At 62.8% G+C, this 16,304-nt stretch carries 19 protein-coding genes; 6 read left to right on the top strand and 13 right to left on the bottom strand.

Translation table 11 applies throughout. From position 1 onward, the window contains the following. Positions 1-37: 37 nt before the first annotated feature. From ACX3P0_RS06170 to ACX3P0_RS06125, 10 genes are all read right to left on the bottom strand, one after another. Entirely contained in the window at positions 38-448 is a 411-nt protein-coding gene (locus tag ACX3P0_RS06170; RefSeq protein ID WP_459087296.1) for a DUF3168 domain-containing protein, read from the bottom strand. Continuing rightward, on the bottom strand, positions 429-605 hold the full coding sequence (locus tag ACX3P0_RS06165) for a hypothetical protein (RefSeq protein WP_459087294.1): 177 nt from the start codon (positions 603-605) through the stop codon (positions 429-431). Before ACX3P0_RS06165 ends, ACX3P0_RS06170 begins: the two co-directional genes overlap by 20 nt. Continuing rightward, entirely contained in the window at positions 602-937 is a 336-nt protein-coding gene (locus ACX3P0_RS06160) for a phage head closure protein (protein WP_459087293.1), read from the bottom strand. The genes ACX3P0_RS06165 and ACX3P0_RS06160 overlap by 4 nt, the downstream gene beginning before the upstream one ends. Then, positions 937-1,506, bottom strand: a complete 570-nt coding sequence (locus ACX3P0_RS06155) for a head-tail connector protein (RefSeq protein WP_459087291.1) — start codon at positions 1,504-1,506, stop codon at positions 937-939. The genes ACX3P0_RS06160 and ACX3P0_RS06155 overlap by 1 nt, the downstream gene beginning before the upstream one ends. Positions 1,507-1,707: 201 nt before the next feature. After that, a complete protein-coding gene (locus tag ACX3P0_RS06150) occupies positions 1,708-2,964 on the bottom strand; it encodes a phage major capsid protein (RefSeq protein ID WP_459087289.1) in 1,257 nt (418 codons plus the stop codon). Next, positions 2,961-3,656, bottom strand: coding sequence for an HK97 family phage prohead protease (locus tag ACX3P0_RS06145; RefSeq protein WP_459087288.1), 696 nt, complete (start codon positions 3,654-3,656; stop codon positions 2,961-2,963). Before ACX3P0_RS06145 ends, ACX3P0_RS06150 begins: the two co-directional genes overlap by 4 nt. Further along, positions 3,646-3,999, bottom strand: coding sequence for a DUF6107 family protein (locus tag ACX3P0_RS06140; protein ID WP_459087286.1), 354 nt, complete (start codon positions 3,997-3,999; stop codon positions 3,646-3,648). Before ACX3P0_RS06140 ends, ACX3P0_RS06145 begins: the two co-directional genes overlap by 11 nt. A gap of 23 nt (positions 4,000-4,022) precedes the next feature. Continuing rightward, positions 4,023-5,204 carry a phage portal protein gene (locus ACX3P0_RS06135; RefSeq protein WP_459087284.1) on the bottom strand — a complete coding sequence of 394 codons (1,182 nt, stop codon included), beginning with the start codon at positions 5,202-5,204 and terminating at the stop codon, positions 4,023-4,025. Between the two features lie 9 nt (positions 5,205-5,213). Beyond that, positions 5,214-6,476: a DNA-packaging protein gene (locus ACX3P0_RS06130; protein WP_459087859.1), complete on the bottom strand. Its 1,263-nt coding sequence runs from the start codon at positions 6,474-6,476 to the stop codon at positions 5,214-5,216. Further along, complete coding sequence (locus tag ACX3P0_RS06125; RefSeq protein ID WP_459087282.1) at positions 6,469-6,810, bottom strand: hypothetical protein; 342 nt, start codon at positions 6,808-6,810, stop codon at positions 6,469-6,471. Before ACX3P0_RS06125 ends, ACX3P0_RS06130 begins: the two co-directional genes overlap by 8 nt. 414 nt (positions 6,811-7,224) lie before the next feature. On the opposite strand from ACX3P0_RS06125, the gene ACX3P0_RS06120 reads away from it, so the two are divergent. The 4 genes from ACX3P0_RS06120 to ACX3P0_RS06105 all read left to right on the top strand — a co-directional run bounded on the left by ACX3P0_RS06120 (position 7,225) and on the right by ACX3P0_RS06105 (position 11,983). Beyond that, positions 7,225-9,384, top strand: a complete 2,160-nt coding sequence (locus ACX3P0_RS06120) for a transglycosylase domain-containing protein (RefSeq protein WP_459087280.1) — start codon at positions 7,225-7,227, stop codon at positions 9,382-9,384. Between the two features lie 103 nt (positions 9,385-9,487). Then, positions 9,488-10,072 (top strand): DUF1214 domain-containing protein, encoded by a 585-nt coding sequence (locus ACX3P0_RS06115; RefSeq protein ID WP_459081172.1) that lies wholly within the window; start codon positions 9,488-9,490, stop codon positions 10,070-10,072. Further along, positions 10,065-10,613, top strand: coding sequence for a DUF1254 domain-containing protein (locus tag ACX3P0_RS06110; RefSeq protein ID WP_459081164.1), 549 nt, complete (start codon positions 10,065-10,067; stop codon positions 10,611-10,613). The genes ACX3P0_RS06115 and ACX3P0_RS06110 overlap by 8 nt, the downstream gene beginning before the upstream one ends. Before the next feature lie 407 nt (positions 10,614-11,020). After that, positions 11,021-11,983, top strand: coding sequence for a hypothetical protein (locus tag ACX3P0_RS06105; protein ID WP_459087278.1), 963 nt, complete (start codon positions 11,021-11,023; stop codon positions 11,981-11,983). On the opposite strand, the gene ACX3P0_RS06100 is transcribed toward ACX3P0_RS06105, so the two are convergent. From ACX3P0_RS06100 to ACX3P0_RS06090, 3 genes are all read right to left on the bottom strand, one after another. Continuing rightward, on the bottom strand, positions 11,970-12,317 hold the full coding sequence (locus ACX3P0_RS06100; protein ID WP_459087276.1) for a DUF1491 family protein: 348 nt from the start codon (positions 12,315-12,317) through the stop codon (positions 11,970-11,972). The genes ACX3P0_RS06105 and ACX3P0_RS06100 overlap by 14 nt on opposite strands. Before the next feature lie 75 nt (positions 12,318-12,392). Then, a complete protein-coding gene (locus ACX3P0_RS06095; RefSeq protein ID WP_459087275.1) occupies positions 12,393-13,154 on the bottom strand; it encodes a peptidoglycan-binding domain-containing protein in 762 nt (253 codons plus the stop codon). Next, entirely contained in the window at positions 13,129-14,850 is a 1,722-nt protein-coding gene (locus ACX3P0_RS06090; protein ID WP_459087858.1) for a sensor histidine kinase, read from the bottom strand. The genes ACX3P0_RS06095 and ACX3P0_RS06090 overlap by 26 nt, the downstream gene beginning before the upstream one ends. Positions 14,851-15,371: 521 nt before the next feature. Here ACX3P0_RS06090 and ACX3P0_RS06085 point away from each other — a divergent pair. Both ACX3P0_RS06085 and ACX3P0_RS06080 read left to right on the top strand, forming a co-directional pair. Then, a complete protein-coding gene (locus ACX3P0_RS06085; protein WP_459087273.1) occupies positions 15,372-15,737 on the top strand; it encodes a DUF5330 domain-containing protein in 366 nt (121 codons plus the stop codon). Between the two features lie 136 nt (positions 15,738-15,873). Then, complete coding sequence (locus ACX3P0_RS06080) at positions 15,874-16,302, top strand: SufE family protein (protein WP_459081159.1); 429 nt, start codon at positions 15,874-15,876, stop codon at positions 16,300-16,302. The last annotated feature ends 2 nt before the right edge of the window (positions 16,303-16,304 follow it).

The following is a 16,304-nucleotide window of genomic DNA, read 5'->3' as shown; positions in this document are numbered from 1 at the left end:
TTGTTGGATGTTCGAGATATGCTTCGACGCAAAAGCGTCAGGCGGTTTCTTCGATGACGGCGCGGAACCGCAGCAGGCCGTGATGGACCGACAGGTCGGAGTCATAGCTGGCTTCGCCGGTCTCGAAGCACAGATTGACGAGATGATGCGCGCCAAGGCCAAGCGTGGCGTCGTCCAGGCGCGCCTTGACGATCTGCATCAGGTCAAGCGTTTCCTTCCTGCCCCTGGCTTTCGACCAGATATGGAGCGTCAAAAGCTGCTCGGTGCCGGTTTCGGTGCTCGTGCTCCAGTCATAGATGCTCGTCTTGCCGAAGGTCACATAGGGAAAGCGCACATCCGCTGGAGCGTGGTCGAAAATCTTGGCCCCGCCGAGCGCCGCAGATAGAGCAGCGTCGTCGGCAAGCGCTTCGAAAAGCGCCTTCTGCAGGTCAGCGGCCGGCGCGGTCATCGACTTGCTCCCTTATGTGACGCGGGGACCGCCGCGTCGGTTTTTCATTTGTCGGCTCAGGGGCGTGGCCGGTCTCGACCGCCTCTGCCAGATCGTGCGCGGTCCAGCGCAAGGCGCGGATCAAACCGTCGAGCGTAACCGCCGTTGCCAGTTTCATGCTCCCACCTCGCGCGTTTTGCAGACCAGGTAGCGGCCGGTCTCGTCGGGATCGTGGACCGTGACGATTTCGAAGACGCGGGCTCCTCTGGTCAATCGCATGCCGCTGGCGACGCCCGCGCGATGGCGCAGCGTGATGCGGTGCGTAACTGCCTCGAGCGTCTGATCCGCCCCAAAAACGCTCGTCGCCGAAACAGGCTCGATCTTGGCGAAGAGCGTGGCCGTTTCGGTCCAGACTTCGCTGAACCCGCCAAGTCCGTCCGGCTGGGGGCTACAGGCTTCCAGCGCCAGTTCGGTGCGCAGCGAGCCGGGTTCGATGAACGACAAGCCCATCAAAGCCTCCGCGTCCGATAGGAAGCGATCATGCGGCCGTACCCATCCGGGTATGAAACCGGCTGGTCGTTCGGGCCGTAGCCGGACCGGAATTCATACCAATGGGCGACGAGCAGGACGATGGCCCGGCGCAACAGGTCCGGCACGTCGGTTCCAGCCTCCCCGAAACCGGCGGTGAAATCGACCTCGATGCCGTTCAACGCCCGCAGCGCAGCAGACGGGCCGTCGAAGTGAAGGCGCGCCGGGCGCGACACGACATCCACCTGATAGCTTGCCGGATTGATCACGCTGGCCTCGCCCTCCGAACCGTAGGCCGTCACCGAAAGAATTTCGCGCACGGGATGGACCATCACCGTGGTGGAACCGTCACGCGGCCATATGTCGAGCACCAGACGCCAGCTCTGCTCGATCAGCGCCACGCCGGTCGTGCGCTCCACATCCTCGCGGGCGGCGCGGATCAGGCCGTTCAGCAGTTCGTCTTCGCTGTCATGATCGAGGCGCAGATGCGCCTTCACCTCGGCAAGCGTCACCGGCTCGGCCGAAGGATCGACCGTTCGAATGAGGGTCATTCAGTCACCTGGTTTTGGAGAAAAAGAACGGCTCCGGTTCCAAGCATGTCTCCCGAAAGCGGAAACCGGTTTTGGGTCAAAGACATGCGCGAAAAAGAAAACCTAAAGCGCCAAGCAAATCTGAAAGATTGCGCCGCGCTTTAGGTGAACCGGAGCCGCATCGACAGGCATTTCAGATGGCGGAAGGAGCGCCGCCCGCGATTATGCCGTGCCGAACTTCAAGAGCTTGATCGCGTCAAAGTCCTGGACTCCGCCGCCGACGCGCTTGGTGGTGTAGAACAGCACGTAGGGTTTGGCGGAATACGGGTCGCGCAGCACCCGGACGCCTGCACGGTCGACGACCAGGTAGCCCCGGCCGAAATCGCCGAAGGCGAGCGGCGTCGCATCGTCGTCGATGTCAGGCATGTCCTCCGCCTCGACCAGCGGGAAGCCCATCAGCAAAGCGCGCTGGCCGACAGCGGACGGCGGCTGCCAGAGGTAGTTGCCGTCCGCGTCCTTCAGCTTGCGGATCGCGGCCTGCGTCTTGCGGTTCATCACCCAGTTCGCGTTCTGGCGATAGCCGGCCTTCAGCGAATAGACCGTGTCGATCAGGATGTCGGAGGGACTGGTCGCGGGAAGGTCGCCTGCGACACCGGTCAGCGTGTAGCCGATCTTGCCCCAGGCCCAGCTGGCCTCGGCCACGGTCGTGTAGCTGAGGAAGCCCTTGGGCCTGGCTGTGCCATTGCCCGAGATAAACGCCGCCCCCTCCTGCTCAGCGAACGCCGCCTCGACTTCGGCGGAAATCCACTGGTCGAGATCGACTACCGAATCTTCCAGCAGCGATGCGGTCGCAGCCGGCATGGCGTAGAGTTCCATGGTCGGAAACTGCAGTTCGGCCAACGTCGCCGTGCTGGTCTGCGGCCGCGCTTCCGTCTCGGCTACCCAGCCGACCGCCGGGCCGCTGACCGAGAACGGCTTCTTCAAGACCGCGCTCGAAACCTGCCTCACCGACGCAATCGAGCGGATCGGCGACAGGGTCGAAAGGCGCTTGCCGATTTCCGTCTCGGTTTCCGGCGGCACCAGATAGCCGCCGTCCTGGCCGGAGCCGTAGGACATCGCCTTGGTGTCGAGGGCGCGAAGCTGCCGGTCGTCGCCGCTGCGCATATAGGCGTCGAACGCGCCCTTGTGCTCCGAGGACATGGCGCGGCCGTCGCGGCCAAGCGTCGGCCTGATCTTCTTCAGCGCCAGATTGTCGATGGCGCGTTTCTGCTCGTCGAGCGCGTGGGAAATGCGCTCGACCTTCTCGCTGGTCAGCGTATCGGCGCCCATGCGCCCTTCCAACTGGGTCAGTTTTTCGTCGTTCGTTTCCTTGAAGGCTTCGAACGTGGTCATGAACTCGCCGAAGGCGTCCTTCAGGTCGAGATACTCGCCGGGCGCGGACTTGGTCTCCATCGGCATGGGTTGTGGCGTTGCATTCATAGGGCATGTCCTTTTGGGTTGATCATGTGGGTGGCTTCGCGGATGCGCTCCACGAGGCCTTGCAGAGATCCCGGTGCTGCTTCCCGCTGGCGCACGAGACTGGCGAAGCCCTTGGCGATGACGGCCCTGGCTTCGCTCCGTGACAGCCCCGCATCCCGCGTGAGCCAGAACTCGAATTCCCGCACCGTCGGTAGGGGCTTCGTTCGCCGCCCCTTCACCGTTTCGATCCGGGCATCGGGAAGCATCGGAAAGGTGACGACCGAAATTTCCCAAAGGTCCGCTTCCAGAATGCGACGGACGCCGCTGGCAGGATCGCGCCGCGCTTTCACCGCGCGAAAGCCGATCGAAAGACCGTCCAGCGCACCGCCGCGCATCAGACTCAACACCTCGCGGGCACGCCGCACGTCCTTGGCCAGTTGGCCGCGCACGAACAGGCCGCGCGCGTCCTCCTTGATCTCGGTCCACGACCCGATCGGCTCGCCGGGGTCGTGCTGGAACAGCATGCGGATGCCCGCCGCGCCGCGTGTACGCATCGAATTGGCGAAAGCCCCGCGCTCGACCGCGTCCTTGCCGAGATCGACCTTGCCGAACAGGCTGGCATAGCCGGAGAAGGAGCCGTCGGCCTCCACCTCGTCCAGTACGAGGTCGACGAACTTGCGTTCGCAAACGTGCACCAAGGCCTCACTTCTCATCGGTATCCTCCGGGATTTTCTTTCGAAACAGATCGAGCAGGCTGTTCTGCTGGAAGGCGCGCACCACGAAGCCCAGCGCCCACCAGGCGCACAGGCTGGCGGCGGCCGAGCCCATCAGCATCAGTTCGACCGGCCCGATGACGGTATCGATATCCAGCGCCGTCGAAATTTTCAGCCCGGCCGTGCCGCCGAACACCAGGCCGCAGACGACGCCGACCGCAAAGCGCGCCGCCGCATCGCGACGCCCATGCGGCAGGATGTAGGCGAGCGAGATCGCCGAGCCGGCGACCGCGCCGGCGCCCTTGGCGATCCACACCCAGGATGCTTGGGTCAGATCGGTCATGATCTTTCTCTTTCTCGGATGGATCAAGCGAAGCCGCGCGGCCGGTAGCCGACCGCCTCGCGCTTCTCGTCTTCGGTCAGGAAGGTTGCTGCATCGACGCGCGCCCACAGCGCATCGCGGTCCGTGTTCAGGCTTTCGATGCGGTCGGCGTCGTACCAGAGCCGCAACGTTTCGCCGAAAGCCTGCCCTAGCCATGCCGACAATTCCTTGGACGTGCGCGCCACCAGCGGCAGGATGGTCAGGCGGTAGAAGGCGCGGTTGGCTTCCTGATAATTGGCGTAGGTATTGTCGCCCGGAATGCCGAGCAGCATCGGCGGCACGCCGAAGGCGAGCGCGATGTCTCGGCTGGCGGAATGCTTCGCCTCAATGAAGTCCATGTCCTTGGGCGTCATGCCCATCGCCTTCCAGTCCAGCCCGCCTTCCAGAAGCAGCGGGCGGTCGGCGCGGGTAGCGCCCGAATAGCCCTGCTCCAACTCGGCCTTCAGCCGGTCGAACTGCTCATCGGTCAGGTTGCCGCCATCCTTCGGCGCATAGACAAGCGCACCGGAGGGTCGCGCCGAATTGTCGAGCAGCGCCTTGTTCCAGCGCCCCGCCGAATTGTGGGTGTCGAGCGCCATCAGCGCCGCTTCCAGCGGCGGAAAGCCGTAATGATCGTCCAGCGGATGAAACAGCGTCAAGTGCAGCGCGCCACCGCCTTCGCCAAGGCCAAGCGGGACACGTCGCCGCGCGCTGCCCTCGCGGTAGTCGAGTGCTGTCGGCCAGCCGCCGGCGTCCGTTGCCACTGAAACCCTGTCCGGCCGCAGCAGATGCAGTTCGCGCGCGCCGTTGCCGGCGTCGATCATCTCGACATAGGCGTTGCCGGCCAACAAAAGATGACCATAAAGCGCTTCAAGAAATGTCGCGCCGGCCTGACGCGTATTCGGCCGCTCCAACAAGTTCAGAAGCGGATGGTCGTCCAATTCGGCTGCGCCGTCATAGAGCAACCACGGCACGGCCGACGCCGTTTCGGAAATCAGCCGCACGGAACGGTGGACGATGGGGTTGCGCATGAACCCTTCGCGCGCCAACGCCGCGTAGTCGCGGCGTGTCCACTGCGCCTCGCCCTGCGCCTGAAAGGCAATAAAACCTCCCGGCGATGCATTCTTGCTTTCAACGCGCGCGCCGGCATTCCCCGCAGCGCGAGGCCAAGACCAGTTCCAAGCCATATTTTTTCCTTATATGATGAAGTCGCGGATCCGGGGGCGCGCCGACCAGTCTGGCATCAGCTCCGTGATGGCCCACACGAGCGCATCGACCCGGTCGGGCGAGCGGCCGTTCGACAGGCCGTTCGGACCGAAATCGCACATTTCGTCTTCCAGTTCGCCGAACCGGCCGGCATGACGGACCCTGCCCTGCTGGTAAAGTGCGGCAATCGGCTCGGCGCGCAGCCATTTTCCGCGTTGCGCCCGGACAGCCTTCACCGGAACGGTCGGATCGACGGTTTTGATCACCGCCGTTGCCATCTCGCCGCCCTGGTTGACCTCGACCACCAGGCAATCCGCCTGCAGTCTATGGAATAGAGCCACCGCCTGAGCTGCCCACTCCTGCGGCTTGGCGGCGCGGACCGTGGCATCGGCCAGCACGATACACTGTCCTTGCCCGTCGAGCCCGGCCGCGACGATCCCGCAGGCATCGGATGTCTTGCGCGAACTGGCCGGCGGATCGACCGCCACCACGATCCGGCCCAGCGGACCGGCGGCGTCCAGCGCCGTCTCCTCGATCATCGGGCGCGACCACAGGGCGTCCTCCCGGTCCTCGATCATTTCGCCGCCCAGTTCCTGACGGCCAAGGCGGGTGCCCGCATAGCGCCGCTCGACCATTTTTAGAAAACCGGGGGCCAGATTGGCCGCGTTCTCGTCGGTGCGCATCCGCGTCACCTCGACAGTCGGATCGCCAAGCAGCCGCTTCATCAACCGCGTCGGCCTCGGCGTAGTGGTTATGATCTGGCGCGGTTGGCCGCCGAGACGCAGGCCGAATTGCAACATGTCGAAACACGCCTCGGCGTAGCGCCATTTCGCCACCTCGTCGCACCAGGCCGCCTCGAACTGGTGGCCGCGAAGACTTTCGGGGTCCTCGGACGAGAAGATGGTGGCGACCGCGCCGCTGTCCCACAAAAGCCGGCGGCGGCTCGCCTCGAAGCGCGGCCGGTCGTGGCGCGAGATCGACACGATGCCGGACGGGCCTTCGATCATCACGTCGCGCACATCGGCAAATGTTTCGCCGATCAGCGCAAAGCGGTGGTGCTCCCTATTGGCGAAAGGCGAAAAACCGCGAACGAGGCTGTTGATCCATTCGGCCCCCAGCCGCGTCTTGCCTGCACCGCGCCCACCCATCACCAGCCAGGTATCCGGCCAGCTATCGAGCGTCGGTCCCAGCGGATATTGCGCTTCTCTGGCGTATTCGAGCCATTCTCCGGCGATCAGCCCGGCTTCAATCAGGCTGACATTTTTCGCCGCCCAGCTTTCTGGCGTATCCGATTGCGAGTTCGACGATGCGCTCGTCAATGCGTCTGAGGACGTTTGCCATGTCTGCATCTCTTCTCGTCTGATTCTCTTTCGCGCTCGTGTCGTTGCGCGCGATTTCGCCGATTTTCTCGAGCGTCCGCATCACCACCGAGATCGCTTCCATGCGTGCCTTGTCGGCTGCAGCACTGCCGTCGACAGCATCGCTGGTGGCTTCCGCCTTGGTGATCGAATGATCCAGCAGGATGCGCAGCCGCAGTTCCTGCCTGGAAAGCTGCATCGCCTCTTCGACGTCGACCCAGCCTTCCACGGCTGCGCGCTTGCGCAAAGCCGTGACCGACCTTCCCGCTGCATTGGCCAGCAATTCCAGGCTCGCCGCCGCGCCTTCATGAAGCGCGCGCAAGGCCGCCCATTGCACAACAGGCTTCGCTACCATCCGGGTTCCTGTAAAATGTGGTGATGTCGCCGTGGCGGCCGCGAACGATCCGTGTCCGCGTTGTGTTGGCCGCACTTTTCCGACGATAACAAGACTCTACCAAACCACCGTCACGGTGTCAAGAATAAATTCCTATCTTTTTTACCTTACGAGGCGAATGACAGTTCGGTGAGGCGGTTTTTCCTTGTGGCCGCGGGTGAAATCGATGACAAGATGCACGCCATAGGCGGCCTTGAAATCGCTGCGCATATTCTCGTTGCCGCGCTGAAGCCGCTGCCGGATACGTAAATGGCCAACCCCGTCGAACAGAAAAAGAAAAGAGGGCGGATTGCGGCGTTCCTGCTTGGGCTGGATGCTCGGCTGGATTCCTCGCTTTACGAGGCCGGCTTCAAGGCGAGCGAATTCTGGGAAGGGGCCACGATCTTCTTCCGGCGCTTTCGCGTGACCGGTTGGCGTCGAGGCATCATCGAGGTGCTCAGCGAAGCTTTCACGATAGGCGCCGCCGGCTCTGTCATCATGCTGGCGCTGGCCCTGCCGGCCTTCCAGGACACCACCGGCGACTGGCGTGCCCAGGACGACTTTGCGGTTACCTTCCTCGATCGTTACGGCAATGAGATCGGCCAGCGCGGCATCATCCAGCGCGACAGCGTTCCGGTCGACGAGATGCCGGACAACGTCATCAAGACGGTGCTGGCGACCGAAGACCGCCGCTTCTTCGAGCATTACGGCATCGATTTTCTCGGCCTGCTGCGGGCGATGTCGGAAAACGTGCGCGCCAACTCCGTCGTGCAGGGCGGTTCCAGCATCACGCAGCAGCTTGCCAAGAACCTGTTCCTGTCGAACGAACGTACCTTTGAGCGCAAGATCAAGGAGGCGTTCCTGTCGGTCTGGCTCGAATGCAACCTGTCGAAAAAGGAAATCCTGCAACTCTATCTCGACCGCTCCTATATGGGCGGCGGTACGTTCGGCATCGAGGCGGCGGCCGATTTCTACTTCGGCAAGAGCGTCAAGGATGTGAACCTGTCCGAGGCAGCCATGCTGGCCGGCCTGTTCAAGGCGCCATCGAAATACGCGCCCCATGTCAATCTGCCGGCGGCGCGCGCGCGCGCCAACGTCGTGCTTTCCAACCTTGTCGACGCCGGGTTCATGACCGAGGGCCAGGTGCTGTCGGCCCGCCTGCATCCGGCAGACGTGGTCGATCGCGGCGAGCAGAAAAGCCCCGACTATTACCTCGACTGGGCCTTCGACGAGGTCAAGCGCATCGCCGCGAAATCCGGCCAGCATTCGCTGGTCGCGCACACCACCTTCGACGCCAACATTCAGACAGCCGCCGAAGAGTCGCTGGAATTCCACCTGCGCCAGTACGGGAAGAGCTACCGGGTCAGCGAGGGCGCCATCGTGGTCATAGAAACGAATGGTGCCGTGCGCGCGATCGTCGGCGGGCGCGACTACGGCACCAGCCAGTTCAACCGCGCGACCAGAGCGCTTCGACAGACAGGCTCGTCCTTCAAGCCCTACGTCTATGCGACGGCCATGGAGCACGGCTTTACGCCGGATTCGGTCGTCTCCGGCGGGCCGATCAACTGGGGCGGATGGTCGCCGCAGAATTACAACGGCGCCTCTGCCGGCCGGGTCACCCTGACCACGGCACTGGTCAAATCGATTAACACGGTGCCGGTCAGGCTCGCCAAGGATTCTCTGGGCATCGCGCCGATCAAGGCGATGGCCGTGGCGATGGGCGTGGAATCGCCGCTCGAAAGCCACAAGACCATGGTTCTCGGCACGTCCGGCATGACCGTAATGGACCAAACAACCGGCTACAGCGTGTTCGCGCAGGACGGCATGGTCGGCACGCGGCACGGCATCACGCAGCTTGTCACGCATACCGGCCAGGTCATCTACGATTTCGCCAAGGATGCGCCACCGCCGCACCGCGTTCTTTCCGAGCAGGCGCTGAAATACATGAACACCATGCTGTCGCAGGTGCCGGTAATCGGCACGGCGCGCCGGGCCGCCCTTCCCGGCATCGTCGTTGCCGGCAAGACAGGCACCACCCAATCCTACCGCGACGCATGGTTCGTCGGGTTCACTGGCAATTACACCGCAGCCGTGTGGATGGGCAATGACGACTTCAGCACGACCAACAACATGACCGGCGGTACGCTGCCGGCGATGATCTGGCAGCGTCTGATGGCTTACGCGCATCAGAACATCGACCTAAAGCCAATTCCCGGTCTCGATCATCCCTTCATGGATGCCGAAATCGCCGCAAAGGCGGAAGATGCGGAGAAGAAAAAGGCGGCAAAGGCCGAAGCCGATGCCCAAGCTGCGCGCCCGCCCGTGCTCTCCAGCCGCACGGCGCAGACCCTGCGGGAAATGTCGCAAATGTTCCGGTCGGCGCGAAGCCTTGACGAGCCGGTCGAAGCGGAAACGCTTTCGGCGCTGTGAGCGATCCGCACAACCGCGCTTTGACGAACAACCAGGCCCGGCGCTTGCCAGCCGGGACCGCCTCGCGATATTGCCAATGGCAGTTCTCTCGTCGCGGCGGCTCATGCTGAAAAATACCCTCCTAACCTTTCTCGGGCTTGCCATCGCCATAGGCTGCGGAGGCGGCAGCGCGTGGTATGTGCTCAATACGCAGGAAGGCGTCGGAGCCATCCACATCGGCCCGTGGACCGCTTTCCCGGATAGCGGCACGCCGGATGCAGACCCGTATTCGAAAGCGCGGGTAGCGCGCGAGGGCGTATTGGCGCTCGGGCGGGCCGAGGGCCTTGCGTTCGTCGCCGAACGCGATTCGGCCGGCGACACGCTCAAGCGAGAATGCGCCTACACGATCGAAGGCAACTTCCCGATAGCCAGATTCTGGACGCTCTATGCGGCCGACAACTCGCTCGACGCGATCGCGACAGGCAAGCCGAGGTCGGCGGCGCTGCACTCTAATGAAATCCTGCGCCAGCCCGACAATTCGGCGATCATTTCGGTCGGCCACAGGCCGTACCCCGGCAATTGGCTCCTGGTTCAGGGGGCAGGTACGCTCTATTTCGTGCTCACCTTTTACGACACGCCCATTGCCAGCAGCACCGGCCTGTCCGGCATCGTCCTACCGAGAATCCTGAAGGCCAGCTGCAATGCGTAGGCTTTTGCATGTCATCCTTCTCGGACTGGTGGGCGCCGGCATCGTCCATATCGTCGTCCTGCTGCTCGTGCCGGAGTTCTCCGAACGCGATGCGTGGTCGCGGCTGGCGATGAAATCGGACCTCTACACGATGACTCGCCTCGATGCGGAAGCCGGCGGCGCGCCGGTCGTGAAATCCGTCGATCCGCTCTTTGCCGCCGTCGCCTGCCGGTTCGACCTTGCCGCCGGCATGGTAAGGGTTGAGGCGCCGGGCAACGTTCCGTTCTGGTCCGTATCCGTCTATGATCGAAACGGCCACAACATCTACAGTTTCAACGATCACGGCGCGACAAAGGGGCTTCTGGATACCGTTGTACTGACGCCCTCCCAGATGATCGAGGTCCGCAAGAACCTTCCCGAAGAACTTCAAGGGTCGGTCTTCGTCGAAACGCCGATCGATCAGGGCATCTTCGTCATACGCGGCTTCATCCCCGATGAAAGCTGGCGGCCAACCGTCCTGCACTTTCTTCAGAACAGTAGCTGCGACCTGCGCCAACCCTGACAGTCCGTCCGGAAACGAACCCGGCCAGCTATCGATGCGGCAGGGGTTGGGGGGACTTCATTGCCTCGCCTGGCCGATTGACCGGTGACGGGCGCTCATATCGAACGCCTGGAAAAATGATGACGACGCCCAGTGTTCCGGTGCCCCGTGTTCCGGCGCTTGACGGCGGGCTGCCGGATTTTGCCGGCCGCGGTACGAATGGCAGTATTCTGCTCATGATACGTGCATCCTCTCGGTTCACCCGGAGCACAACGCAACGCCTCCAAACATGAATAAGGCCCCCAGAGAGTTAACGGGACGCTAACGGATCATCGCTAATTTGAGTTTGTTGCGGCTGACGGCGAGGCTGACCGTGTCTCGGTGCCGTCAGGCGTAGCGTGTATCGAGTGCATCAGGGCGTATCGCGCGTGTCATCGTCGGACTTCAGGCACATTGCTATTCGGAGAGATTCCGGCAAGGGCGAACGGCTGTTTCGCGCCGCCATATCAGCGTTCTGCTCGTTGACGCGCCCGTCGCGTCGCGAAATCGCTCAGATCGAGGATCTCACTATCCCGCTTTTCGACGGGGTCTCGGTGGAGTCGCGCCGCTTCGTCGCCGCCGCCCTGTCCGAATGCGAATATCCGCCGGCCGCACTCGTGCGCCGCCTATGCGAACAACCGGTGGACATCGCCGCTCCCCTTCTTGTCCGCTCGAACGCACTTGCCGACGTCGACCTCATCGCCTTGATCGGCCGGCACGGCCTGCCTCACGCGCGGGCCATTGCGCGCCGCAAGGACCTGAACCCCACCATTGCCGATCTCATCAAGGCGCTGGAAAAGCCGACGCTGGTACACGTTCAACAAAATACCGATGCAATCCGTTCCCTGCCCGCAGCCGTCTCACCCGCCGAACAGGGACAGGCGGCAGAAATGGTCCGGCACCAGCTCCGCGCCATCATGGTTTCCGGCCAGGCCGAGAACGCTGCAAAGGGCGATGCGCCTTCCAATTCAGCCTATGTCAAACTGCGTGAAACAGCCTTGACCGGCAATGCGGCCTTCTTTCATACGGCACTGGCCGACGCGCTTGGCTTCGACTTTGCCACGGCACGGTCGCTTACCGAAAGTGCCAGCTATTCGTCGCTGCTTGTTGCCCTGCGGGCGCTCGATCTTGGCGAGGACAAGGCTTTCCTGGTCGCGGTCGCGATCTTCCCGTCCCTGTTTCCCCATCCGCAGGCGATTCGCATCTTCCTCGACCGCTACCGCTCGCTTCATCACGACGCGGCGCAGCTGAAGGTGGACGAATGGAAGGCGGCAGGCCTGTCGCATGTGCCGGCCAATGCCGATGGACGCGTATCGTCCCGTAGCCGGCCTTCCAGCCTCAAGGCATCTTGACGGAAATCAGTTCCTCGAGCGCAACGGCTCCTGCCTCGATCTCCACGACCCATATATCCGGATCGAAGCGCTTCTCGCGCTCCAGTCGGCTGTCGAGCGCATCGGCATCTTCGCCCGCTCCGATTATCGTGAAAAACCGTTCGTCCGGCTTTGCCGAATCGTAGCTCGTCTGCGGTGCGGGGCCAAACAGGCTCGTATCGCCCAGCCTGCCCCTGGCCAGCACGAACACCGCGCCCGCCTCGGTCGCGCCGCGCTTGACGATCGCGGCAAACCCGCCGGCCGAAAATACCCGGCGAACGAGCGCCGACACCCATAGATCAGCGGTCACGCGCATGCGCAGGCACTCCGTTTGGCTCCGGCAGCTTCTAGCGGAAACATCAAGGCTTTGCGAACGGGTGTATTCGGACGATCAGTTGGTCAGGCCGATCTCGTGCATCTTGGCATAGACAACCTCGTCGGGTTGCCCGGTTACCGGCAGGCCGAATAGCGACTGGAACTCCCGGATAGCCGCTATCGTGCGCGCTCCGACCACCCCATCCAGCTGTATATCGTCGTTGCCGAAGGCTTTTAGTCCGGCCTGAATCTTGACGATGCGCGCATCCGAGGTCACTGCCGCCGGCGGCGGCGAGGCCGGTATCGCATTGGTGACATCGGCACGCGGCGCGGGCTGTGGCACGACCGCCGCCGTGGTCGGCGTCGCGCCGAGCTGGTCGAGCAGCGTGCCGTCGATTTCGCCGGAGGCGACAAGGCCGAGCTTGCGCTGATAGTCCGCTATCGCCTTGTGGGTATTCGGACCCTGGAGGCCATCGACCGTGCCGGCATAGAAGTTGAGGTTCTTCAAGATGCCTTGAACCTGCTTCACCACCGGATCGCCGGCCGGCGGAGCGGAGGGCGTCTGGGGCCGTTCAATATTGATGGTCGTTTCCGGTTCATCGATCTGCGGAGGCGGAAACGAGCCGATGCTTCTCGTCGTAAAGAACGCGCCCGCATGCGGAAAAGGCTGATACCATAAGGCATTGGCCGATACGAAAAAGAACGTGACCAGAAAGGCCGTGGGGCCCCCGACCATGATCGGGTTGTCCGAGATCATGCTGCCGACGGTTACGGCCGCGCCCTTGAGGATGCGGCTGCGCTGCGGGGCAGGCTTACGCCGTTTTGCGGAGCGGCCCATACCCGTCCTCCTGCGTCTTGGCGACCGGCATGGATACCACGGCGGGCTTTTCCACCCGCTCGCGTGGTCCTTCAACCGGCAGGCTGATCGTCACCTTGGTGCCCTCGCCGGGGGCGCTTTCAATCGACATGGTGCCGTCATGCAGCGCAACCAGTCCCTTTACCAGCGACAAGCCCAAGCCGGCGCCCTCGAAGGCGCGCGTGTAGCCATTTTGGATCTGCATGAAGGGCTTGCCGAGATTGCCGATGTTCTCCTCGGCAATGCCGATGCCGGTGTCGCTGACCCAGAAGTGCAGGCGCGACCCAATCCGCTGGGCGCCGATGACGACGTCGCCACCGTCGGGCGTAAACTTGACGGCGTTCGACACCAGATTGATCAACATCTGCTGGACCGCGCGGCGATCCGCATTGATCTCGCCGAGGTCGGAGGCCGTGTGCGTCGAAAGCCTTATGGCTTTCGCCTTGGCCTGCAAGTGCATCATCGAGCGGCACATATCGACAGCTTCGACGAACCGGAACGGCTCGGGCTCGGTCGCATACGCGCCGCATTCGATCTTCGATACGTCGAGGATCGAATTCACCACGTCCAGAAGGTGTTGGCCGGAATCGCGCACCAGCCCGACATATTCCTTCTGGCGAGGATCGCCGAACGGTCCGAACATTTCGTGCAGCAGCATGTCGGAAAAGCCGAGAATGGCATTGAGCGGCGTGCGCAATTCATGGCTTACCGCCGCCAGAAAACGCCCCTTGGCCAATTCGGCGCTGGCAACCGCTTCGTTGGCGACGTCAAGTTCCTGGCGCAGGTCGGCGATCCCTTCGCCTTCGCGCAGCACAGCCACGAAGCCATCGCCGGGGCCCCTCATCAGTTCAAGCGCAAACTGCCGGTAGCTGCCCATGACCATGCCGGCCTGCGCCTGCGGCAAGCGAATGCGAACGTCAAGCTTGCGCAACAGAGCGCCTTCGCGCAAATCCGCAAGCGCGCTCAGATAAGAAACCCTGTCGGACAAGTGAATGCGGTCGAAAAGACCGTTGCCGGCAAGCAGTTCCGGCGTCAGGTTGAGGATCGAGCGGGCCTTTTCGGAGGCATCCAGCACGTCTCCCTGCTTGCCCATGCGGATGACGACCGCATCGAGTATGTCCTCAAGCGAAGTCATTTCCGTCGAAGCCGCGGGAATGCCGGTGGCGGCGCGAAAGCCGGCCAGCCGCGGCGCCAGGGTGCAGGCCCACGCCAATGGCAGCATCCAGTGCCAGGCTGACACGGCGGCCGCAGGAAAAAGCTGAGGCCCGGCAATCCCCTGCAACACAAGCGCGCCAAGCCCGGCAGCCGTCGCCCAGAATATCGACTTTCGGGAAGCTCCGACCCAGAAGGCTTCAACCGGCAGAGCGAGGAACAGCAGAGCGACCGGCGAGGCCAGGCCGCCCGCTGCCGCGACGAGACCCGCAATCACCATGCCAACAGTGATCAGCGCCATCGGGGCGCCGGCTTTCATCGAGCCGATTGCGGCAACAAGCAAGGCGAGGAACCAGAAGACGCCGAATGCGGCAAAGATCGCGGCAATGGTCAGCGCAGCGCCCATGCCCGCGGTGATCAGCGTGACGGCGCCGCCTGCAGCGAGAAACGGGGCCGCGAGCATAAGGCCGATCAACCGGCGCTGGCGCTGGCGCTGGCCCGCGTCCGCTACGGACGGATGGACCAGCCGGTCGCAACCTGCGGCGACTGCATCGGGCAACTCAACATATCTGGTGGAAATCGAACTCACTCAACGCACTCGCACTGGCTTGCCGGCAGATCGCCTTTTGCCGGTTCGAAACTCGCATCCAGCCTTTAAAGAATGGATAAAGCGAGGGTGCCAAATAGCGCGGGCACGGCGATTATCGTGCTACCTCGCCTGAAAAATCAGGCCAATTGCCGCCATAGTAAACGGAGGGTTAGCCCATGGCCTTCGGGACTAGACGGCCGTGGCCGGAAAGCGCTCCTCGCCGAATATCCAGATACCGTGGAAATACATGGGTTTAGATAGTTATCGAAAGGTTGCCTTTAAGCCTCGAATTCGATGCAAATTGAATGAAAAACGCTTCCTGTCGAATTCGCCTAAAATTTGAAGAAAATCCTCTGCTATCGTGCAAGCCGTCCTTTGCCCGCTCATGCCAGTATCCCTGCAACAAACGAGGTCAGGCCACGAATGCCGCATGACCCGGCCACACGGAGGGCACACACATGTTTTTTCTGATCAGGGCAGCTTTCTGGTTTTCGCTGGTCTTGCTGGCGCTTCCCTTCAGTACGGGCACGGACGACGCCAATGGCCAAAGCATCGGCGCAATTCAGGCGCTGGCTGCGGCGGGCGAGGCGGTCAGCGACATTTCCGGGCTTTGCCAGCGCAAGCCGGACGTTTGCGAGGCCGGCAAGTCGGCAATGCATACCGTCACGGTGCGGGCAATAAAGACGGCAAAAATTGCGGCATCGATGCTGAACGACGACAGCGACGCCAATGCCCCCGACCAAAGCGCCCTCGACCAAAGCGCCCTCGACCAAAGCGCCCTCGACACGGCAACCACCACCGGCAGCGTGCCTGCAAGCAACTGACAGGGCTTGGGGTTTCTCGCATGTCCTTATCCCGAAACAGGTTCCCATTTTAGGGAGACATGCTTCGGTCCACATTTCGGCGCTATTAGCCTTTTTTCCGTGACGCGCCCCTGTCGCGTGACTATATCCATGCGTGATGGCCGCAACGATAGAAACAATCCGTGACGACTTTTCATTCCTGGACGAGTGGGAGGACCGCTATCGCTATGTGATCGAGTTGGGCGAGAACCTGCCGCCCTTCCCCGATAACGAACGCACGCCGGTCAACAAGGTGCCCGGTTGCGTCAGCCAGGTCTGGCTGACGACCGATATCGGCGCAGGGCTCGACCCGGTCCTGGTTTTCCACGGCGATTCGGATGCTCATATCGTGCGCGGCCTTGTCGCGATCATGCTGGCCCTCTTTTCCGGCCAGCCGGCGAGTATCATCCTCAAGACCGATGCGGACGCAACGCTGAAGACGCTTGGTCTCGACGAGCACCTTTCGCCGCAGCGCGCCAACGGCCTGCGTTCCATGGTCAAGCGCATCAGGCGTGATGCAGGGGCTGTACTGAAGCAGAACGCCTGATT

This window comes from Mesorhizobium sp. A556 (assembly GCF_054489545.1).
Note: the sequence above shows the minus strand (reverse complement) of the source record. Positions and strands in the feature narration are given on the sequence as shown.

Bases quoted from the DNA above. Each gene is read 5' to 3' on its own strand.
- ACX3P0_RS06120 (WP_459087280.1), top strand. From the start codon at position 7,225: ATGGCCAACCCCGTCGAACAGAAAAAGAAAAGAGGGCGGATTGCGGCG.
- ACX3P0_RS06145 (WP_459087288.1), bottom strand. From the start codon at position 3,656: ATGAGAAGTGAGGCCTTGGTGCACGTTTGCGAACGCAAGTTCGTCGAC.
- ACX3P0_RS06095 (WP_459087275.1), bottom strand. From the start codon at position 13,154: ATGGGCCGCTCCGCAAAACGGCGTAAGCCTGCCCCGCAGCGCAGCCGC.
- ACX3P0_RS06140 (WP_459087286.1), bottom strand. From the start codon at position 3,999: ATGACCGATCTGACCCAAGCATCCTGGGTGTGGATCGCCAAGGGCGCC.
- ACX3P0_RS06110 (WP_459081164.1), top strand. From the start codon at position 10,065: ATGCGTAGGCTTTTGCATGTCATCCTTCTCGGACTGGTGGGCGCCGGC.
- ACX3P0_RS06135 (WP_459087284.1), bottom strand. From the start codon at position 5,204: ATGGCTTGGAACTGGTCTTGGCCTCGCGCTGCGGGGAATGCCGGCGCG.
- ACX3P0_RS06155 (WP_459087291.1), bottom strand. From the start codon at position 1,506: ATGACCCTCATTCGAACGGTCGATCCTTCGGCCGAGCCGGTGACGCTT.
- ACX3P0_RS06100 (WP_459087276.1), bottom strand. From the start codon at position 12,317: ATGCGCGTGACCGCTGATCTATGGGTGTCGGCGCTCGTTCGCCGGGTA.
- ACX3P0_RS06165 (WP_459087294.1), bottom strand. From the start codon at position 605: ATGAAACTGGCAACGGCGGTTACGCTCGACGGTTTGATCCGCGCCTTG.
- ACX3P0_RS06170 (WP_459087296.1), bottom strand. From the start codon at position 448: ATGACCGCGCCGGCCGCTGACCTGCAGAAGGCGCTTTTCGAAGCGCTT.
- ACX3P0_RS06150 (WP_459087289.1), bottom strand. From the start codon at position 2,964: ATGAATGCAACGCCACAACCCATGCCGATGGAGACCAAGTCCGCGCCC.
- ACX3P0_RS06080 (WP_459081159.1), top strand. From the start codon at position 15,874: ATGGCCGCAACGATAGAAACAATCCGTGACGACTTTTCATTCCTGGAC.
- ACX3P0_RS06160 (WP_459087293.1), bottom strand. From the start codon at position 937: ATGGGCTTGTCGTTCATCGAACCCGGCTCGCTGCGCACCGAACTGGCG.
- ACX3P0_RS06085 (WP_459087273.1), top strand. From the start codon at position 15,372: ATGTTTTTTCTGATCAGGGCAGCTTTCTGGTTTTCGCTGGTCTTGCTG.
- ACX3P0_RS06115 (WP_459081172.1), top strand. From the start codon at position 9,488: ATGCTGAAAAATACCCTCCTAACCTTTCTCGGGCTTGCCATCGCCATA.